This is a genomic window from Dietzia sp. B32, assembly GCF_024732245.1.
In the GTDB taxonomy this organism is placed as follows: Bacteria; Actinomycetota; Actinomycetes; order Mycobacteriales; family Mycobacteriaceae; genus Dietzia.
The window spans coordinates 614,633-632,128 of the sequence record NZ_CP093845.1 but is presented as its reverse complement, the minus strand read 5'-3'; the positions used below and the strand labels follow the sequence as shown (position 1 = coordinate 632,128).

General features: G+C 71.5%; 19 protein-coding genes. 12 read left to right on the top strand and 7 right to left on the bottom strand.

Annotated elements, in window-relative coordinates; translation table 11 throughout:
• Positions 1-61 precede the first annotated feature (61 nt).
• The 4 genes from L8M95_RS03000 to L8M95_RS02985 all read left to right on the top strand — a co-directional run bounded on the left by L8M95_RS03000 (position 62) and on the right by L8M95_RS02985 (position 3,212).
• A complete protein-coding gene (locus L8M95_RS03000) occupies positions 62-430 on the top strand; it encodes a DivIVA domain-containing protein (protein WP_260487856.1) in 369 nt (122 codons plus the stop codon).
• Positions 431-522: 92 nt separating this feature from the next.
• Positions 523-690, top strand: coding sequence for a DUF3117 domain-containing protein (locus L8M95_RS02995; RefSeq protein WP_260487855.1), 168 nt, complete (start codon positions 523-525; stop codon positions 688-690).
• Between the two features lie 78 nt (positions 691-768).
• Positions 769-2,256 (top strand): M17 family metallopeptidase, encoded by a 1,488-nt coding sequence (locus tag L8M95_RS02990; RefSeq protein ID WP_260487854.1) that lies wholly within the window; start codon positions 769-771, stop codon positions 2,254-2,256.
• The gene (locus L8M95_RS02985) at positions 2,253-3,212 is read left to right on the top strand and encodes a putative RNA methyltransferase (RefSeq protein ID WP_260487853.1); all 960 of its coding nucleotides are present in this window, start codon (positions 2,253-2,255) and stop codon (positions 3,210-3,212) included. The genes L8M95_RS02990 and L8M95_RS02985 overlap by 4 nt, the downstream gene beginning before the upstream one ends.
• On the opposite strand, the gene glgA is transcribed toward L8M95_RS02985, so the two are convergent.
• Positions 3,201-4,367 carry a glycogen synthase gene (glgA, locus tag L8M95_RS02980; protein ID WP_260487852.1) on the bottom strand — a complete coding sequence of 389 codons (1,167 nt, stop codon included), beginning with the start codon at positions 4,365-4,367 and terminating at the stop codon, positions 3,201-3,203. The two genes, L8M95_RS02985 and glgA, sit on opposite strands and share 12 nt — an antisense overlap.
• A 143-nt stretch (positions 4,368-4,510) precedes the next feature.
• Between glgA and glgC the strand changes: the two genes are divergently transcribed.
• Complete coding sequence (gene glgC / locus L8M95_RS02975; RefSeq protein ID WP_260487851.1) at positions 4,511-5,737, top strand: glucose-1-phosphate adenylyltransferase; 1,227 nt, start codon at positions 4,511-4,513, stop codon at positions 5,735-5,737.
• Between the two features lie 18 nt (positions 5,738-5,755).
• Here the strand turns inward: glgC and L8M95_RS02970 are convergent, their stop codons facing one another.
• Positions 5,756-6,364: an O-methyltransferase gene (locus tag L8M95_RS02970; RefSeq protein ID WP_260487850.1), complete on the bottom strand. Its 609-nt coding sequence runs from the start codon at positions 6,362-6,364 to the stop codon at positions 5,756-5,758.
• A gap of 198 nt (positions 6,365-6,562) precedes the next feature.
• Between L8M95_RS02970 and sigE the strand changes: the two genes are divergently transcribed.
• The 4 genes from sigE to tatB all read left to right on the top strand — a co-directional run bounded on the left by sigE (position 6,563) and on the right by tatB (position 9,825).
• Entirely contained in the window at positions 6,563-7,183 is a 621-nt protein-coding gene (gene sigE, locus L8M95_RS02965) for an RNA polymerase sigma factor SigE (protein ID WP_260487849.1), read from the top strand.
• A gap of 137 nt (positions 7,184-7,320) precedes the next feature.
• The gene (locus tag L8M95_RS02960; protein ID WP_260487848.1) at positions 7,321-7,758 is read left to right on the top strand and encodes an anti-sigma factor; all 438 of its coding nucleotides are present in this window, start codon (positions 7,321-7,323) and stop codon (positions 7,756-7,758) included.
• 10 nt (positions 7,759-7,768) lie between these two features.
• Complete coding sequence (locus L8M95_RS02955) at positions 7,769-9,286, top strand: S1C family serine protease (protein ID WP_260487847.1); 1,518 nt, start codon at positions 7,769-7,771, stop codon at positions 9,284-9,286.
• A 65-nt stretch (positions 9,287-9,351) separates the two neighbouring features.
• Positions 9,352-9,825 (top strand): Sec-independent protein translocase protein TatB, encoded by a 474-nt coding sequence (gene tatB / locus L8M95_RS02950; RefSeq protein ID WP_260487846.1) that lies wholly within the window; start codon positions 9,352-9,354, stop codon positions 9,823-9,825.
• A gap of 102 nt (positions 9,826-9,927) precedes the next feature.
• On the opposite strand, the gene L8M95_RS02945 is transcribed toward tatB, so the two are convergent.
• From L8M95_RS02945 to L8M95_RS02930, 4 genes are all read right to left on the bottom strand, one after another.
• Complete coding sequence (locus L8M95_RS02945) at positions 9,928-11,067, bottom strand: Mrp/NBP35 family ATP-binding protein (protein ID WP_260487845.1); 1,140 nt, start codon at positions 11,065-11,067, stop codon at positions 9,928-9,930.
• A 39-nt stretch (positions 11,068-11,106) separates the two neighbouring features.
• Positions 11,107-12,237, bottom strand: coding sequence for a lytic transglycosylase domain-containing protein (locus L8M95_RS02940; RefSeq protein WP_260487844.1), 1,131 nt, complete (start codon positions 12,235-12,237; stop codon positions 11,107-11,109).
• Between the two features lie 73 nt (positions 12,238-12,310).
• Positions 12,311-12,862 carry a DUF1003 domain-containing protein gene (locus L8M95_RS02935; protein ID WP_260487843.1) on the bottom strand — a complete coding sequence of 184 codons (552 nt, stop codon included), beginning with the start codon at positions 12,860-12,862 and terminating at the stop codon, positions 12,311-12,313.
• On the bottom strand, positions 12,859-14,187 hold the full coding sequence (locus L8M95_RS02930) for a magnesium transporter MgtE N-terminal domain-containing protein (RefSeq protein WP_260487842.1): 1,329 nt from the start codon (positions 14,185-14,187) through the stop codon (positions 12,859-12,861). The genes L8M95_RS02935 and L8M95_RS02930 overlap by 4 nt, the downstream gene beginning before the upstream one ends.
• Positions 14,188-14,256: 69 nt before the next feature.
• Between L8M95_RS02930 and L8M95_RS02925 the strand changes: the two genes are divergently transcribed.
• Genes L8M95_RS02925 through L8M95_RS02915 form a run of 3 tightly spaced genes read left to right on the top strand, consistent with a single transcriptional unit; the run spans position 14,257 to position 16,399 of the window.
• Complete coding sequence (locus L8M95_RS02925) at positions 14,257-15,291, top strand: CoA ester lyase (protein WP_260487841.1); 1,035 nt, start codon at positions 14,257-14,259, stop codon at positions 15,289-15,291.
• Positions 15,288-15,794, top strand: coding sequence for a general stress protein (locus L8M95_RS02920; protein WP_260487840.1), 507 nt, complete (start codon positions 15,288-15,290; stop codon positions 15,792-15,794). Before L8M95_RS02925 ends, L8M95_RS02920 begins: the two co-directional genes overlap by 4 nt.
• A complete protein-coding gene (locus L8M95_RS02915; RefSeq protein ID WP_260487839.1) occupies positions 15,794-16,399 on the top strand; it encodes a suppressor of fused domain protein in 606 nt (201 codons plus the stop codon). The genes L8M95_RS02920 and L8M95_RS02915 overlap by 1 nt, the downstream gene beginning before the upstream one ends.
• Here L8M95_RS02915 and L8M95_RS02910 read toward each other — a convergent pair whose 3' ends face one another.
• Positions 16,400-17,473, bottom strand: a complete 1,074-nt coding sequence (locus L8M95_RS02910; protein WP_396119338.1) for a magnesium and cobalt transport protein CorA — start codon at positions 17,471-17,473, stop codon at positions 16,400-16,402. It abuts the gene before it with no gap.
• Between the last annotated feature and the right edge of the window lie 23 nt (positions 17,474-17,496).

Here is a 17,496-nt window from a genome sequence, read left to right as displayed (position 1 = left end):
GTGGGCGACCCGTGTGCCAGACTTGTCCCGCAGGTCGTCACTACAGGAGGGGAGCGCAGGCATGCTCACCATCGTCGTCTACGTGGTCGTCACCCTGATCGTGGCGGCGGGACTGTTCGCCCTGTCACTCGTCGTGTTCGGCCGTTCCGAGGTGCTGCCCCCCGTGGCCCGGGGTCACACGGTCACCAGTCTCCCGGAGGGCCCGCTGTCCGGCGGGGACCTGCGCGCGGTGCGTTTCGGCATGTCCGCCCGCGGATACACCATGGCCGAGGTCGACTGGGCGCTCGAGCAGGCCGCAGCCGAGATCGACCGGTTGCGCTCGCTGTCGGGAGAGGATCCCGCCCCGGGTGACGGCACCGGGGAGGGCGCCTCGCGGACGGGGATGGACGGTCGTCCCGCTACGCCGTCCGGACGCGGCCGGACGCGCTAGAATCGAGACCATCCACTCAGTAGTACCGATCGCGGGGACGTGCGCCCGTACAGAGCGCCGCCCCACGGACAAGGACGAAGGGAAACGACTCGATGGCGGCTATGAAGCCCAGGACCGGTGACGGACCGATGGAGGCGGCCAAGGAAGGCCGTGGGATCGTCATGCGCGTCCCTCTGGAGGGTGGCGGACGCCTGGTCGTCGAGCTGACCCCCGACGAGGCGAGGTCGCTCAGCGAGGAGCTGTCGCAGGCCATCTCCTGATCTCTTCGCCCCACCGATGCCGGCGCATCCGACCCTCGTGGCGGGTGCGCCGACTCATATCCCGGAAGGTCCTCCCCGATGTCCGCCGTCCCCGGTCGTCCCCTGCCCTCGGTCCGTGTCATCTCCGGTCCCGCACCCGATGGCGCCCTACCCGTTCGCACCCGGGCCCCCGAGCCCGGGCGCACGCCGCGTGGGCTCGCCGTCGAGGCGCGGGTCCGTGTGCTCGACGGGCGGCCGGTGATCGAGGTCGAACTGGAGGATTCCGCCCCGCGTTCCGGATGGGCGGGGGCGGTGGACCACGGACTGGGCTACCGGCGGGCGGGTGCCGCGGTGGCCCGGCACCTGCGCGACACGCGGGCGAGCGGTCCGGCGACCGTCGCCGTGCCCGGTGCGGTGCCGGCCGCCCGGGTGGGTGACCTGGTCCTGGGGTACCTGGTGGGCGCGCGGGGCCAGGATGTCTTCGCCGCGGACCCCGCTCCGGTCGTCCCCGACCTTGTCGTGGAGGTCGCACCCGGGTCGGGAGACGGCAACGACAACGACGACGACGACAAGGGGATCGTCTCCCGTGCGGTGGCAGCGGCCGAGGAGGCCGCCCGGGCCACCGCGATGGCCCGCGATCTCGCCGGGGCCCCCTCGGATCTGAAGACGCCGGGGTGGCTGGTGGCCCGGATGGCCGAGGCACTGGGCGCGGCGGGGATGCGCACCGAGGTCATCGAGGGGGACGGGCTCGTCTCCGGCGAGTTCGGTGGCGTGCTCGCGGTGGGCGGGGGCTCCGCGGCCGAACCGCACGTCCTCGTGGCCCGCCGACCCGGTTCCGGCCCGCGGGTGCTGCTGGTGGGCAAGGGCGTCACCTTCGACACCGGGGGGATCTCGGTCAAGCCCGCCGACGGGATGCATCTCATGCGTACGGACATGGCGGGGTCGGCGGCGGTCGTGGCGGCGGCCGCGGCGTTCTGCGCTGACGCCTCGCCCCGGTACGCGGAACTCGATCTGACCGTGGTGGTGCCGTCGGCCGAGAACATGCTGTCCGGTTCCGCCTACCGGCCGGGTGACGTCGTCACCCACGTGGGTGGCACCACCTCGGAGGTCACCAACACCGACGCGGAGGGACGGATGGTCCTCGCGGACGCGCTCGCCCACGGCGTCGCGGAATGCGATCCGGAGGTCGTGGTGGACGTGGCCACCCTCACCGGGGCGATGAAGGTGGCGCTGGGGATGCGCACAGGTGCGGTGATGGCGAACGACGACGACCTGGCCGACCGTGTCGCCGCGGCGGGAGCCGTGGCGGGGGAGCGCTGGTGGCGGCTGCCGCTCCCCGACGACCTGCGGTCGGCGGTCCGGTCCGACGTCGCCGACCGGCGCCAGGCGCCCAAGGGCCCGGGGGCGATCACCGCCGCGCTGTTCCTCGAGGGCTTCGTCGACGGGCGGCCCTGGGCGCACCTCGACATCGCCGGACCGGCGCGCTCGCCCGAGGAGATCGACGAGGTCGGCCCCGTGGCCACCGGGTTCGCGACCCGCACGCTGGTGGCGCTGCTCCGCGACCTCGCGGACCGGCCACGCCGGTGACCGGAGGACCGACGGGGTCCGTGCCGGGCGGCCCGCTGGCACTCGACCGGGCCGTCCCGCTGTTGCGGTGCCCGGCCTGTGGCCAGGCCATGCGCGCCGCCGACCGCGCGATGGTGTGCGATGACGGGCACTCGTTCGACCGGGCCCGGCAGGGCCACCTCAGTCTCTTCGGTCCCCGCGGTCGCCGGTTTCCCGGCGACGGTCCGGACCAGGTGGCGGCGCGCGACCGTGTCCTCGGATCGGGGCTGTTCGACCCCCTCGCCGCGACCCTCGGCGACGTCGCCCGGCACGGACTCGGGCGCGGGGCCGTCGCGCGCGCGGCCCACGACCTTCCCACCGCTCCCATCGGTCCGGTGGTGCTCGAGGCCGGAGCCGGCACCGGTTTCTACCTCGCCGCGGTCGTGGACGCCGTGGCCGGGACCGGGCCCGGATCGGGGGTGCTCGGGATCGGCACGGAGATCTCGACCGCGGCGGCGCGGCGGCTCGCCCGGGTCCACGACGACGTGGCGGCCCTGGTGTCGGACACGTGGGACGGGCTCCCCGTCGTGGACGACTGCGTCGATCTGCTGCAGCTGGTGTTCGCCCCCCGCAACACCGCGGAGTTCGCCCGGGTCCTCAGGCCGGGAGGGACGTTGGTCGTCGCCGTCCCGGGGCCGGGGCACCTCGAGCCCCTGCGCTCCGCCGGGGGCATGCTCGCACCGGCGGCCGACAAGGGCGAGCGTCTGGATGCCGACCTGTCCGGTGCCTTCGAGCCAGGTGTGGTGCACACCGTCGACGTGGACACGGAGGTCCCCGCGCCCGTGGCGGTCGACCTGGCGCTCATGGGGCCGAGCGGTGTGCACCTGGACCGGGCGCGACTGGTGGACCGTCTCGGGACGCAGGACCGGCCCGTCCGGCTGCACGTCGAGGTGCGGACCTACCGTCTGCGACCCGCCGGGGGATCGCTACAGCAGTGAGGCGTACATCCGGTGGGTCTGCTCCGCGATCGCCTGCCACGAGAACCGGGTCCCGGCCCGCTCCTTGCCCGCCCGACCCATCCGGGCGGCCTTGTCCGGATCCGCCACCAGCTCGTTGACCGCGGCGGCGAGGTCGGCTTCGAACTCCCCGGTCGCGGATTCGTCGTAGTGCACGAGGGTGCCCGTCTCGCCGTCGACCACGACCTCCGGGATCCCACCGACATCAGACGCCACGACGGCGGTGTCGCACGCCATGGCCTCCAGGTTGACGATCCCCAGCGGCTCGTAGACCGACGGGCAGGCGAAGACCGTCGCCGCGGAGAGGATCTCGATGACCTCTTCGCGGGGAAGCATGTCGCGCAGCCAGAACACCCCGTCGCGGGTGGACTGCAGGTCGGCGACCAGTCCCTCCATCTCGGCGGCGATCTCGGGGGTGTCCGGCGCGCCCGCGCAGAGCACCAGCTGCGCGTCCGGGTGGAAGTCGCGCGCGGCACGCACGAGGTGCGGCACCCCCTTCTGACGGGTGATCCGGCCGACGAACGCCACGATCGGGCGGTCGGGGTCGACGCCGTGCCTGCGCAGGACGGACTCCTCGCCGGTGAAGGTCTCGACGGGTGACCACACGGAGGTGTCGATGCCGTTGAGGATGACGTGGATCCGGTCCGGTTCGACCTCCGGGTAGACGCGCAGGATCTCGTCCTTCATCCGGGCGCTCACCGCCACCACCGCGTCGGCGCCCGCGAAGGCGTTGCGTTCCGACCACGACGAGACGCGGTACCCGCCGCCGAGCTGCTCGGCCTTCCACGGCCGGCTGGGCTCCAGTGAGTGAGCGGACACGACGTGCGGGATGCCGTAGAGCTGCCCCGCGAGGTGCCCGGCGAGGCCCGTGTACCAGGTGTGGGAGTGGACGAGGTCCGCGCCCTCGGCCGCGACGCTCATCCGCAGCCCGGCCGAGAGGGTCTTGATCGCGGGGTTGGCGTCCGCACCCAACTCGGGATCCGGCCGGAAGGCGCGGGCGGTGTCCCGGTCCGCCCCCATGCACAGCACGTCCACCTCGCACAGTGGCCGCAGATTCGCCACCAGTTCGGTCACGTGCACGCCTGCCCCGCCGTAGACCTCCGGCGGGTACTCCCTCGTCATCATCGCTACTCGCACACCGGCCAAGGTAGTCCCTCGGGCCCCCGTCCGAGGCGTGCCCGGCCAACACCGCCCGTACGCGGGGTCACGGTTCGGTACTGGGCGGGGGCAAACCCCACGATGGCCGGCCCCGATGAGGGCGGAGTCGATACGGTGGGGGCGTGAGGAATCAGCCGCACGTCCTAGCAATCGTCCTCGCCGGTGGCGAGGGCAAGCGACTCTTCCCGCTCACGGCGGATCGCGCGAAACCCGCGGTGCCGTTCGGGGGGTCCTACCGCCTCATCGACTTCGTCCTGAGCAACCTCGTCAACGCGGGGTTCATGCAGATCTGCGTCCTCACCCAGTACAAGTCCCACTCGCTCGACCGACACATCGCGCAGGTCTGGCACATGCGGGGGATGGGCGGCGAGTACGTCGCGCCGGTGCCCGCCCAGCAACGACTCGGGCCCCGCTGGTACACCGGGTCGGCCGACGCCATCCTGCAGTCGCTCAACCTGGTCTACGACGAGAAGCCGGACCACATCGTCGTGTTCGGTGCCGACCACGTGTACCGGATGGACCCCAGGCAGATGTTGGAGCACCACATCTCCACCGGTGCCGCCGTGACCGTCGCCGGGATCCGGGTGCCGCGTAGCGAGGCGTTCGCGTTCGGGTGCATCGACGCGGGGGATGACGACCTCATCCGTGGTTGGGTCGAGAAGCCCTCGGACCCCCCGGGGACGCCGGACGATCCGGACGCGACCTTCGCCTCCATGGGCAACTACATCTTCACGACCGAGGCGCTCATCGAGGCACTCAAGGCGGACGCGGAGAAGCCCGACTCCACCCACGACATGGGCGGCGACATCATCCCGGCACTCGTGGAGCAGGAACGTGCCTACGTGTACGACTTCGCCCTGAACAACGTGCCGGGGGAGACCGAGCGCGATGCCGGTTACTGGCGTGACGTGGGCACCATCGACGCGTTCTACGACGCCCACATGGACCTGGTGTCCGTGCACCCTGTGTTCAACCTCTACAACTCCCTGTGGCCCATCCGGACCCAGCAGGACAACCTGCCGCCGGCGAAGTTCGTCAACGGCGGCATGTCGCAGGAGTCGATGGTCGGCTCGGGGACGATCGTCTCCGCCGCCACCGTCCGCAATTCGGTGCTGTCGAACAACGTCATCGTCGAGGACGGTGCGGTCGTCGAGGGCAGCGTCCTCATGCCGGGCGTACGCATCGGACGCGGAGCCGTGGTCCGCAGGGCGATCGTCGACAAGAACTGCCACATCGGCGACGGCGACCTGATCGGGGTGGATCGCGAACGCGACCTCAGCCGGTTCCCGGTGAGTGCGGGCGGTGTGGTGAGCGTCGCGAAGAACACCTCCACCTCGCTGCCGGGGTGATCCCCGACCGCGGACCGGTCAGAGGGTGACCACGGTCAGTCCGGCCCCCACCGGCAGCACCGTGACGTGCGCGCTCTCCGGGAGATCCGCGGCCTCCGGCAGCGGGGCGTGCTCACCGATGAGGACCAGTGCGCCGCCGACCCGCAGCAGTTGGTGGGATCGCGAGATCACGCGCGGCACCGAGTGCGCGGGCACGTCCGCGACCACGAGGTCGTAGGCGCCGTCGGCGAGTTTGTCCGCCACCTCGAGCGGCCGGGCGGCGATGTAGCGCGCCGACGAGGCGGGATGCCCGGCGCCGCGGACGGCCGACCGCGCCGCGTCGAGATGATGCGGATCGTCGGTGATGCAGGTGACCACGGCTCCGGAACCGGGCCCGGCCGCCGCGAGGATGGCCAGCGCGGGGACCCCGGGCGCGGGGGTGATGCACACGGCGGCGCGCGCGCCGGTCAGCCGGGCGACCAGGCGGATGGCATCCGCGGTCAGGGCATCCGGCGAGGCGGCGCCCAGCTCGTCGGCCTCGGCCCGTGCGGAGGCGTACAGGGAGTCGTCGACGAGGGCGGCGCTACGCTGCGCCACCCCGTCGAGCCCGGGGCGATCGGTGGCGGGGACGTCAGAGGAATCGGACACCTGAGCAGCGTATCGCCGTCCGGCGAGCGAACGGTGACCAACGCGCGGTGATCTGATCGGTATCAGACTCTCAGGGGTATCTCAGTACGCGTATACCGTGAGGACAGGCCGATGGGGGAAGGTGGGGAAGGTCGCGCCACGAGGGTGCGGCTCACCACCGCGCGGGCTCCGGCCCGTGCCGGAAGGCGGCGGCAGCGTATGTACTCACGAACCGTGCACGGTACGGCGACCGCTCCGGACAACCGCGACGAGTCGGTCGGGACCGCGCGTTTCGACGCCACCGGCGACGCTGCGGACATGCCGTCCTGGTCGCAGCTCGTCGCGCAGCACGGCGATCGCGTCTACCGCCTGGCCTACCGTCTCTGCGGGAACGCCCACGACGCCGAGGACATCACGCAGGAGGCGTTCATCAGGGTGTTCCGCTCCCTGGACCGCTACAAGCCGGGAACCTTCGAGGGCTGGATGCACCGCATCGTCACCAACCTCTTCCTCGACTCCGCGCGTCGGCGCGGGCGCATCCGCTTCGAGGCCCTCCCCGAGGACGCCGAGCGGGTGCCCGGCCGCGAACGCAGTCCGGAGCAGGTGCTGTCGGAGGAGACGTTCGACCCCGTCCTGCAGACCGCGCTCGCCAACCTGTCCCCGGAGTTCCGCGCGGCCGTCGTGCTCAGCGATATCGAAGACCTCAGTTACGAGGAGGTCGGCCGGATCCTGGGTGTCAAGATGGGCACCGTCCGGAGCCGGATCCACCGGGGCCGCGCCGCGTTGCGGGCCGAGCTCGAGGCCGCCGGGGTGACCGGCGCGCATCAGCGCATCGACTGACCCCTCGGGCGACCGGTGCCGGACGCGGGGCGCCCGGCGACCGGCCGCAGGGGTGGGAACCTCGTGGGTGCGTCGGACGTTGACACCGTGACGGGGTTCGAGACGAGCCCGCGTGATGACCGGAGAAGGGGAGGGGCGTGGACAGACACCTCCACGGACGCGGACCCGTACCCGGCCCGGAGTTCACGTTGTCCCACGACTCGGCGCGGGAAGTGGTCGACAGGACCGGACCACCACGTCCCAGGGAGAGCTTCCTGTCCACCGACCACCTGTCTACCGAAGCCGCCGCGGCCTACGTCGACGGTCGGCTCCCGAACGCCGGGCAGGCGCGCGCGGACGCCCACCTCGCACGGTGCGGGCACTGTCGTCGGGAAGTGGAGGACCAGCGCGAGGCACGCCGTGCCCTGCGCAGCTCCGGCCCCATCCGGATGCCCCGGGAGCTGGTCGAGCGGCTCCGGTCCCTCGAGGACTCGCCCCGGCCCTCGCCCGGGACCGAACCCGGTCCGCTGGCGGATTCCCACCCCGGGCAGGGCTGGGTGAGGCTGCTGCGCCGGTTGTGGCACCGCGGCCACTAGGGTGGGCCGGGTGGAGGACGAGACAGGCGTGCCCGGGCACGCGGCGCGCGAGGGCGACCCCGACCGTCCCCTGCGCGAGCCCGCTCCGATCCGGCGGCCGGTCGTGGACGAGAACGACGTCGCCCTGTTCTCCCGACCCGACGGGGTCACGGGAGGGTTCGATCGGTCCCGTACCGCCGGCCCCGGTGACGACGGGCAATCCCTCGACCGGGTCGCGGACCCCGTGCTGGCACAGGCCTTTGCTCCCGCCCCGGGCGCTGCACGGGGCATCGAGCGCCATCCGACCTGGCAGGACGACCCGGACGCGCCTCAGCCGCCCCCTCCGGATCCGTGGCGTGACCCCCACGCCGCGGTCGGCTACGGTGCGCCCGCGGTCCGCGCCGCGCCGGATCCCGAGCCCGTCGACCTGTCCGGCGCGGACGAGGCCCCGCCTCCCAGGCTGTCGCTGACCGAGGCCCTGTTCGATCGTCGGCTGAGCAGACAGGCCCTGGCCGGGGTCGTCGCGGCCGTCGCCGTCGTCGCCCTGACCGGCGGTGCCATCGGCGCCGTCGTGGCCGACTCCGCGCGGGTCCTCACCACCTCCACCGTCCGGATCGCCGATGCCCCGGAGAACGTGCTGGACGGCGACAACCCGGTCGGCGAGATCGCCCAGCGGGTCCAACCGGCGGTCGTCAACATCCAGGTGTCCACCCCGTCGGCCCGGGGTGAGGGGTCGGGGATCGTCATCGACCCGCAGGGCTACATCGTCACGAACAACCACGTCGTCACGATGGACGGGGCCGCCGACCGCGCGGACATCGACGTCATCTTCCCCGACGGCTCGAGGGTCTCGGCGGAGATGGTCGGACGGGACCCCGCCACCGACCTCGCCGTCCTCAAGGTGGAGGACGTCCAGAACCTCACCGTGGCGACCCTGGGGGACTCGGACGACGTCGAGGTGGGGGAGCAGGTCATCGCAATCGGCTCGCCGCTCGGGCTCGCGCGAACGGTCACCGAGGGCATCGTCTCGGCGACCAGGCGGCCGATCGCACTCGGCGAGTCCACCTCCGACGGGGACGTGGTGATCGACGCGATCCAGACCGATGCCGCCATCAACCCCGGCAACTCCGGCGGACCGCTGATCGACGGAACCGGTGCGGTGATCGGCATCAACACATCCATATTCACCCAGTCCGGTGGCTCCATCGGTCTCGGATTCGCCATCCCCGTCAACGACGTCCGCGACATCGCGACGTCACTGATGACCGAGGGCTCGGTCCGGCATGCCACCATCGGCGTCAACGCCCGCAAGGCCGACAACGGGGCGGTGGAGGGCGCGGAGATCGTCAACGTGCGCGAGGGGTCGCCGGCCGAGGAGGGCGGCGTCCGCGAGGGCGATGTCGTGACCCGGGTCGGTGACCGGAGGGTGCGGTCCTCGGACGAGCTCGTGGTGGCCGTTCGTCGTGCCGGTGCGGACGTCGACGTCCCGGTCGAGGTCATCCGTGCCGGCACGCGGGTCGAACTCACCGTGCGTCCGGTGCTGGGCTGACCCGGGGGGTGGCCCCGACCGGATCGGACTCCCGGCGGTGAGCCCGGCAACGTATCCTTGCAGCGATGTTCACAAACGTGGGGTGGTCCGAGCTCCTGGTGCTCGGGGTCGTGGCGCTGGTCGTGCTGGGACCCGAGCGCCTACCCGAGGCCGCCCGGTGGCTGGCGTCGGCGATCCGCAAGGTCCGTGAGTTCGCCAGCAGTGCCCAGCAGCAGCTCAGGGACGACTACGGCACGGAGTTCGACGAGTTCCGCGAGCCCCTCAAGCAGCTCAACGACCTGCGGGGACTGAGCCCTCGCGCGATGGTCACCAAGCACCTGCTCGACGGGGACGATTCCCTGTTCTCCGGGGACTTCGGGGCCGCGGCCCCGGCGGGGGGCGCCGCGGGCGCCGCCGGCGGGTCGGTGGCCGCCTCGGGGACGCCGTCCGCCGACCGTCGCCGGACGACCGCCCCGCTCCCGGGCGGCGTCGAGCCGTTCCACGACCCCACCTCGTCGACGCCCTCCTCCGGTCCCGTGTGGGACAGCGACGCCACCTAGGTCGACCCACGGCGAGGCCGTGTCCAGGCTGGCACCGGCGGCTGGCCGGATCGGCGGAGGCGCCGGTGGGAACGGCCGGAGGTCGAGCCCCGGCCGCCCCCGTCAGAGGTGACGGGTGGTGTCGATCCCGAGGTTCATGCCGGCCAGGCCCCGGGGGCGCACGGCCAGGCCGTCCGCGATCTCGCGATACGCGCGACCGGACGGGGAATCCGGCTCCGCGAGCACGATCGGGGTGCCCTCGTCCCCGTGTTCGCGAACGGCCTGCTCCAGCGGGATCTGCCCCAGCAGCGCGACGGGTGCACCGACGGAACGGGACAGGTTCGCCGCCACCTCCGCGCCGCCCCCCGAGCCGAACACGTCCATCCGCGTGCCGTCCGGAAGTTCGAGCCACGACATGTTCTCGATGACGCCGGCGATGCGCTGACGGGTCTGCAGCGCGATCGATCCGGCCCGCTCGGCCACCTCCGCGGCGGCCTGCTGGGGCGTGGTGACCACGAGGATCTCGGCGGACGGGATGAGCTGGGCGATCGAGATCGCCACGTCGCCGGTGCCCGGGGGCAGGTCCATGAGCAGGACGTCGAGGTCGCCCCAGTACACGTCGGCGAGGAACTGCTGGAGGGCCCGGTGCAGCATCGGCCCGCGCCACACCACCGGGGTGTTGCCCTTGGTGAACTGTGCGATCGAGATGACCTTCACCTCGTGCGCGACCGGCGGCAGGATCATCTGTTCGACCTGCGTCGGACGTGCATCGGTGCCCAGCATCCGCGGGATGGAGTGTCCGTAGATGTCGGCGTCCAGGACGCCCACGGACAGCCCACGTGACGCCAGCGCGGTGGCGAGGTTGACCGTCGCGGTGGACTTGCCCACCCCGCCCTTGCCCGAGGCGACCGCGTAGACACGGGTCAGGTTGCCGGGCTGCGCGAACGGGATGACGGGCTCCGCGGCGTCCCCGCGCAGATGCTTGCGGAGCTCGGTACGCTGCTCGTCGCTCATCACGTCGAGCTCGACGGTGACCTCACCCACGCCTGCCACGTCGGACACGGCTGAGCGGACGCGGTCGGTGATGGTGTCCCGCATCGGGCAGGTGGCGACGGTCAGATAGATGCCGATGTCGACCCGGCCGGTGGCGGGGTCCACCTCGACGCCCTTGACCATGCCGAGCTCCGTGAGCGGCTTGCGGATCTCGGGGTCATCGACCTTCGCCAGTGCGGCGCGGATCAGTTCTTCGCTGGGTGCACTCATGATGTCCCGAGTCTAGGCGTAGCGGCACCCGGTGACGATTCAGGCAGGGGGCGGCGGCACGCAGAACGGAGGGATACACGGCAACTGGATCACGGGCAGGCCCATCGGGGCGGGTGCCGGGGACGCAGCCGGAGAGGTCGCCTGCACTTCGGGCGCGGGCGTCGGTGACGCGCTGGGTGTCGGTGGGGCGGGTGGGGCGGGTGGGCGTCGGACCTCCGAGCACCCGGGGACCGGGGCCTCGGGCTCGCCCGGCGCGACGGACTCCGGTGCCGCGGTGGGCTCGCCCTCCCATCCGTCCGGGCACCGCTCGGGTGGCGTCGGGGGTTCGATGGTGGGTTCGGGCTGGTGGATCTCCGGCAGGTCCGACGGCAGCGGGAACGCGTTGACCGCGTAACCGTGAGCCCAGGCGTTCACGTTGGCGACGTAGGCCAGGGAGTTGTTGTACGCGAGGACCGCCCTGGTGCGGGCCGCGGGGTCCGCCATCGACCCACCCTGCCCGCACAGGAGGGTGGCGGCCGCCAACGCACCGTCGTAGATGTTGTTCGGATCGGCCACCCCGTCGTCATTCCCGTCGCGGCCGAGACCGGCCCAGGTCGACGGGATGAACTGCACCGGACCGACCGCGCGGTCGAATTCCCGGTCGCCGTCGAAGCGGCCACCGTCCGTGTCGGTGATGACGGCGGTACCCGGGAGACTCCCGTCGAGGCGGGGGCCGAGAATCCGCCCGATGGTGTTGCCGTGGACATCGAACCGACCACGGCCCTGGTTGGACTCGACCTGTCCGATCCCGGCCAGGAGCGTCCAGTCCATCTCACAGGTGGGCTTCTCCGTGTTGAGACGGTCGGTTGCCCGGTGGAAGGCGTCGAGGGCGATCCCGGGGATGCCCAGTGGACCGTCCGGGACGGACGCCGGCTCGATGTGGGCGGCGCCGGGATCCTCCGGTGCGGGGGACTCCTTCTCCGGGGACGGCCCGGTGGTGAGGGAGGTGGGAGGAGCCTCGGTGACCGTCGGCGTACTGGGCGAGGATTCCGCCAGCGGGGTGATCTCCGGTGGAGCGGGACGGCTGGTGTCCACGCTCAGTCCGACGGCCGAGAGCACGGCGATCGCGCTCGCGGTGACGGCGGCACTGGTCAGAACCCGGCGATCGGCTTTGTGCGCGAAATGGCGCAAGACTTCCCCCTACGACTTCCCGGTCTGCGCAGCGGCCGTGCTGCGCCCCCACGACGTTCCGTCCCGGCCGAGGCTACCCCCGACCCTTCCCATCTGAATCGGTTTTACTGTGATCGGCGTTACTCGAATCCGGGTCGAATGCGGCGAGGAGGGTCTCGATCCGTTCGACGGAGTCACGGAGGTCATCGAGTTCGCGACGCAGGTAGTCGCGGGTGACCGTCTCGCCCACGGACAGCCGGACCGACGCCAGTTCGCGGGCGAGGAACTCCGTGTCCGCCTTGGTCTGCGTGGCGCGGAGGCGGTCCTCCCTGACGGACTCCTTGTCGCGGTCCTCCTGGCGGTTCTGCGCGAGCAGGATGAGCGGGGCGGCGTACGCGGCCTGGGTGGAGAACGCGAGGTTGAGCAGGATGAAGGGGTAGGGGTCGAAGCGTAGGGCGACCACCGCGACGTTGATGATGATCCAGACGATCACGATGATCGTCTGGATGAGCAGGTAGGTGCCCGTACCGAAGAACCGTGCGACGGCCTCGCTGTAGCGCCCGACCGCATCGGAGTCGAAGCTGATCCGCGGTCGGCGCGAGGTCATCGGCATCGAGAGTGATGACCGGGTGGTGGGTTCGCTCATCCGGTCGTCTCCCTGTCGTCGTGCAGGTCCAGATCCCGCCAGTCGTCGGGCAGGACGTGGTCCAACAGGTCATCGACCGCCACCGCCCCGAGCAGGTGCCCCTCGTCGTCGACGACCGGACCGCACACCAGGTTGTAGGTGGCGAAGAACCTGGTCACGGAATCCACCGAGTCCGAGGGCCGCAGCGTGGACAGGCTGGTGTCCACGGTCTCGGCCACCATCGTCGACGGCAACTCCCTCAGCAGCGCCTGGATGTGCACACACCCGAGGTACTTTCCCGTCGGTGTCGCCGTGGGGGGTCGCACGACAAAGACGAGGCTCGCCAGAGCCGGGCTGAGATCGGGATTGCGGCAGTGGGCCAGGGCCTCGGCGACCGTCGTCTGCGGCGACAGGATGATCGGCTCGGGGGTCATGAGCCCACCCGCGGTGTCCGCGTCGAACGAGAGCAGGCGCCGGACCGGAGCCGAGTCCTCGGGGTTCATGCGTTCCAGGAACGACTCCGCGTCCTTCTCCGGCAATTCGCCGAGCAGGTCGGCCACGTCGTCGGGATCCATCGCCTCGAGCACGTCCGCGGCCCGCTCCAGTTCGAGTCGCGTGACGATCTCGGTCTGCTCGTCGTGGGGCAACTCCTGGAGGATGTCGGCGAGTCGTTCGTCGTCCAGGGTCCGGGCGACCTCGAGGCGGCGGACCTCGGGAAGATTGCGCAGCGCGTGGGCGACGTCGGCCGGGCGGAGGTCGGCGTACCGCTCCACGAGGCTCTCGGCGCTGTGCTCGGGCGTGCCGATGGCGTCGTCGTCGAGGCCCCGGATCCGGCTCCAGGGGTGGATCGACACCTCCCCGCGGCGGCCGAGGGAGGCGCGCCCGCGACGGGCCCGTACCGCGATCCGGGACACGAGCCAGTCCCGTGAGCGCTGGCGCTCGATCTCCACGTCGACCACCTGGAAGCGCGCGTCCTTCTGGTCGCGGCTCTTCTGGGCGCCGCCCGACTGGTCGGAACCGACCTGGTCCCGCTCGACGCCGATCACGGAGTCCACCAGTGCCCCCAGCACCAGGTTCTCCCCGGGGCGGGACTGGAACCGGTGCAGATTGATGGTGCCCGAGACCAGGGAGACCGAACGGGGGTCGATCGAGGCGACCCTGAGCATCGGGACGAAGATCCTGCGCCGCGTGGGCAGTTCGACCACCAGACCGATGACCCGGGGGGGCTTGTGCCGGGACCGCATCGTCACCACGACATCCCGGATCCGTCCGATGTCGTCCCCGTCAGGGCCGATCACCGGCAGTCCGGCTAGCCTGGCGACGAAGGCCTTGTTGAGGTTCGCCATGACGACCAGGCTAGTCACCGGCGGGCGGCGCCCGCCCGCCATACCGGACGTAAGGGAGTGCCACCCACGATGACCGCAGCCCCCCACGCGACACCCGCACCGTCAGAGGATGCCGCCGCCGCGATCTCCGGACTCCGCGCCCGTCCCAGGCGGACGGTCCTCGCCGTGCCCGGCAGCAGCGTCAAGATGATCGAGAAGGCCAGGGCCCTTCCGGTGGACGAGGTCTTCCTCGACCTCGAGGACGCGGTGGCCGGACCCGCCAAGGAGGAGGCCCGTCAGAACGTCGTGGCCGCGCTGACCGGCGGTGACTTCCTGGCGCCGACGGTGGTGGTCCGCGTCAACGCGTGGGACACCGAGTACACGGTGCGTGACGTCACCGAGGTCGTCGGGAGGGCCGGCGGCCGTGTCGACGCCCTCCTGCTACCCAAGGTGCGGTCCGCGGCGGAGGTCGTGGCCCTGGACCTGGTGCTGACCCAGGTCGAGAAGGCGGCCGGTCTACCGGTTGGCCACATCGGGATCGAGCCCCAGATCGAGGACGCCATGGGGCTGACCAACATCGACCAGATCGCGACGGCGAGCCAGCGCGTGCTCACGCTCGTGTTCGGCCCGGCCGATTTCATGGCCTCCATCGGGATGCGCACCCTGACCGTGGGCGAGCAGCCGGAGGGCTATGCCCCGGGCGACGCCTACCACCACGTACTCATGACCATCCTCGTCGCCGCCCGGGCCCACGGACTCCAGGCGATCGACGGGCCGTTCCTCAAGGTCCGTGACACCGAGGGGTTCCGTCGTGCGGCCGGCCGCACCGCGGCACTCGGATTCGACGGCAAGTGGGTCCTGCACCCGGCACAGGTCGATGCGGGCAACGAGGTGTTCAGCCCCCGCCAGGACGAGTTCGACAAGGCGGAAGCCATCCTCGCGGCCTACGCGCGGTCGACGTCCGTGGAGGGCGGGGCCCGCGGTGCGGTGATGTTCGGCGACGAGATGCTCGACGAGGCCAGCCGTAAGATGGCATTGGTCGTCTCCGCGCGGGGCCGCGCGGCCGGGATGGCCGTATCGGACCGGACAGGCGCAGGAACGGACCCGGAAGGACGGACCCCATGAGCTCACCCGTGAACCCCGCGGGCGGACGGACCCGGACCGGGCAGACCCCCGGGTTGCCCACGCCGCCGACCGGCTGGGTGGTGGGGTCGTACCCGACCTACGCGCAGGCACAGGCTGCGGTCGACCATCTCGCCGACGAGGAGTTCCCCGTCCACGAGGTCACCATCGTGGGGGTCGACCTCATGCAGGTGGAGCGGGTGACCGGCCGACTCACCTGGCCCAAGGTCCTGCTCGGCGGACTGGCCACCGGTGCCTGGCTGGGGTTGTTCATCGGTCTGCTGCTGGGGATCTTCACCCAACCGATGTGGGGTGTCGTCCTCACGGGCCTGGTGGGAGGGTCGGTCTTCGGCATCGTCTCGGCCTCGTTGTCCTACGCGGCCACCCGGGGCAAGCGTGACTTCGCCTCCACCTCTCAGCTCGTCGCGGGACGGTACGACGTGCTGTGCGAACCCGCCAACGCCGAACGGGTGCGTGACGAGCTCGCCCGGCTCGGACTCAAGTAGTGCTGCCCGGCGGTCCGGCGGGTTCCCCGGACGTCCTCTCCACGGTGCGGGCCCACCTGATCGAGCACTACGGACCGGATCCGCAGGAGGCGTCGGTGACGTTCCTCGGCGCGTCACCCATCAGGATCCTCCGGTTCGTGGACATCGAAACAGGCGTGGTGCGCTATGTCTCCCTGGGGTGTTCCGCCGAGCCGATGGGCGACCCCGCCGCGCTGGTCCCCGACCCCACCGCCCCGCGTGCGGAACTCAGTCTGGTGCTGCGCGGCGGCGTGGACGGCCTCGTCCGTGCGCTGGCGGTGCTCGCTGCTGCGCCCGCCGTCGAGGGACTGGTGTTGTCCGAGGGTGCGCTGATCGACCTCGGCGAGCCGCTCTGGCCGGGTGCGGCCTTCACCGGGGTCGTCCTGCGCGCCCCCGACGTGCCGGACGTCCCGCTGCCCGGCGACGCAGCGCCGGTCACGGTGTTCCGGGCGGTTCCGGTCACCCACACGGAGGCGGCGTGGGTACGGATGAAGGGTGCGGCCGAACTCGAGGAGGCATGGCGGGAGGCCGGTATCGACGTCACCGATCCCGGCCGGTCGGCGGTCAATCCCGGCTTGACCCGCTGATCACAGCCAGCCGTTTCGACGGAACAGCAGGAAGAGCCCGGAACACATCGCGACCATGACCCCCAGCACCACGAAGTAGCCGTATCGCGTGTCGAGCTCGGGCATGTGACGGAAGTTCATGCCGTAGACGCCCGCGATCATCGTCGGTACGGCCGCGATGGCGACCCACGCGGAGATCTTGCGCATATCGGTGTTCTGTTGGACCCCGACGATCGCCGCCGCCGCGCTGACGAGCGAGGTGCTCTGCTCGTCCAGGGTCGTCACCTCCGCCGCCGCCTGCGCGTGATGGTCCTGGACGTCGCGGAAGTAGTGACGGATCTCGCCGGGGATCAGGTCGAGGTGGTCGACGGAGAGGCGGCGCAGGGGCGTGGTCAGTGGCCCGATGACGTGTTTGAGTTCGAGTAGTTCCCGCTTGAGGACGTAGATCTGCTCGATGTCCACCGGGATGTGAGGCGTGAAGAGCGCCGACTCCAGTTCGTCGATGTCCGCGGCCAATCCCTCGGCGGCCTCGGTGTAGCCGTCGACCACCCGGTCCGCCACCGCGTGCATGACCGCCGCCGGCCCGAGCGCGAACCTCCCGGGCGAGTGCCCCAGCTCGCTGCGGATGTCCACGGTGACCGTCCGGTCCCCGTGTCGGACGGTCACCACGAAGTCCCGGCCGAGGACCACCAGCACCTCGCCCGTGGACACGATGTCGCTGACCTGTGTGACGGTCTCGTGAGCCAGGTAGCGCACCGTCGACATGCTGAGTACGAGAGCGTCGTCGTAGGCCTCCAACTTGGGCCGTTGCTGTCCGCTGGTCGCGTCCTCGGTGATGAGTTCGTGCAACTCCAGCTCCCGGGAGAGCGCCTCCATCTGCTCGGGATCCGGGTCGTCGAGACTGATCCAGACGAAGCCGCGACCGGTGTCGCGTACCAGGCCGACCGCCTCGCGGAGTGCGACGTGGTCGTGGGCGCGCACCCCGTCGATGTAGACGGCGCACTCCGCCGACGGTCGTGGCGTCGGCGCGGTCGGCCGAGTCGGTCCGGAACCGGGTTCGGCGGACGACGGGCGTCGTGGTGGGATCGCGGGCACCCGGCCCCCTTTCCTCGTCTCGC

Excerpts from the sequence above, each read along its gene's own strand:
- L8M95_RS03000 (WP_260487856.1), top strand. The coding sequence starts at position 62 with ATGCTCACCATCGTCGTCTACGTGGTCGTCACCCTGATCGTGGCGGCG.
- L8M95_RS02935 (WP_260487843.1), bottom strand. The coding sequence starts at position 12,862 with ATGAGCGAACCCACCACCCGGTCATCACTCTCGATGCCGATGACCTCG.
- L8M95_RS02930 (WP_260487842.1), bottom strand. The coding sequence starts at position 14,187 with ATGGCGAACCTCAACAAGGCCTTCGTCGCCAGGCTAGCCGGACTGCCG.
- L8M95_RS02945 (WP_260487845.1), bottom strand. The coding sequence starts at position 11,067 with ATGAGTGCACCCAGCGAAGAACTGATCCGCGCCGCACTGGCGAAGGTC.
- tatB (WP_260487846.1), top strand. The coding sequence starts at position 9,352 with ATGTTCACAAACGTGGGGTGGTCCGAGCTCCTGGTGCTCGGGGTCGTG.
- sigE (WP_260487849.1), top strand. The coding sequence starts at position 6,563 with ATGTACTCACGAACCGTGCACGGTACGGCGACCGCTCCGGACAACCGC.
- L8M95_RS02995 (WP_260487855.1), top strand. The coding sequence starts at position 523 with ATGGCGGCTATGAAGCCCAGGACCGGTGACGGACCGATGGAGGCGGCC.
- L8M95_RS02920 (WP_260487840.1), top strand. The coding sequence starts at position 15,288 with ATGAGCTCACCCGTGAACCCCGCGGGCGGACGGACCCGGACCGGGCAG.
- L8M95_RS02925 (WP_260487841.1), top strand. The coding sequence starts at position 14,257 with ATGACCGCAGCCCCCCACGCGACACCCGCACCGTCAGAGGATGCCGCC.
- L8M95_RS02990 (WP_260487854.1), top strand. The coding sequence starts at position 769 with ATGTCCGCCGTCCCCGGTCGTCCCCTGCCCTCGGTCCGTGTCATCTCC.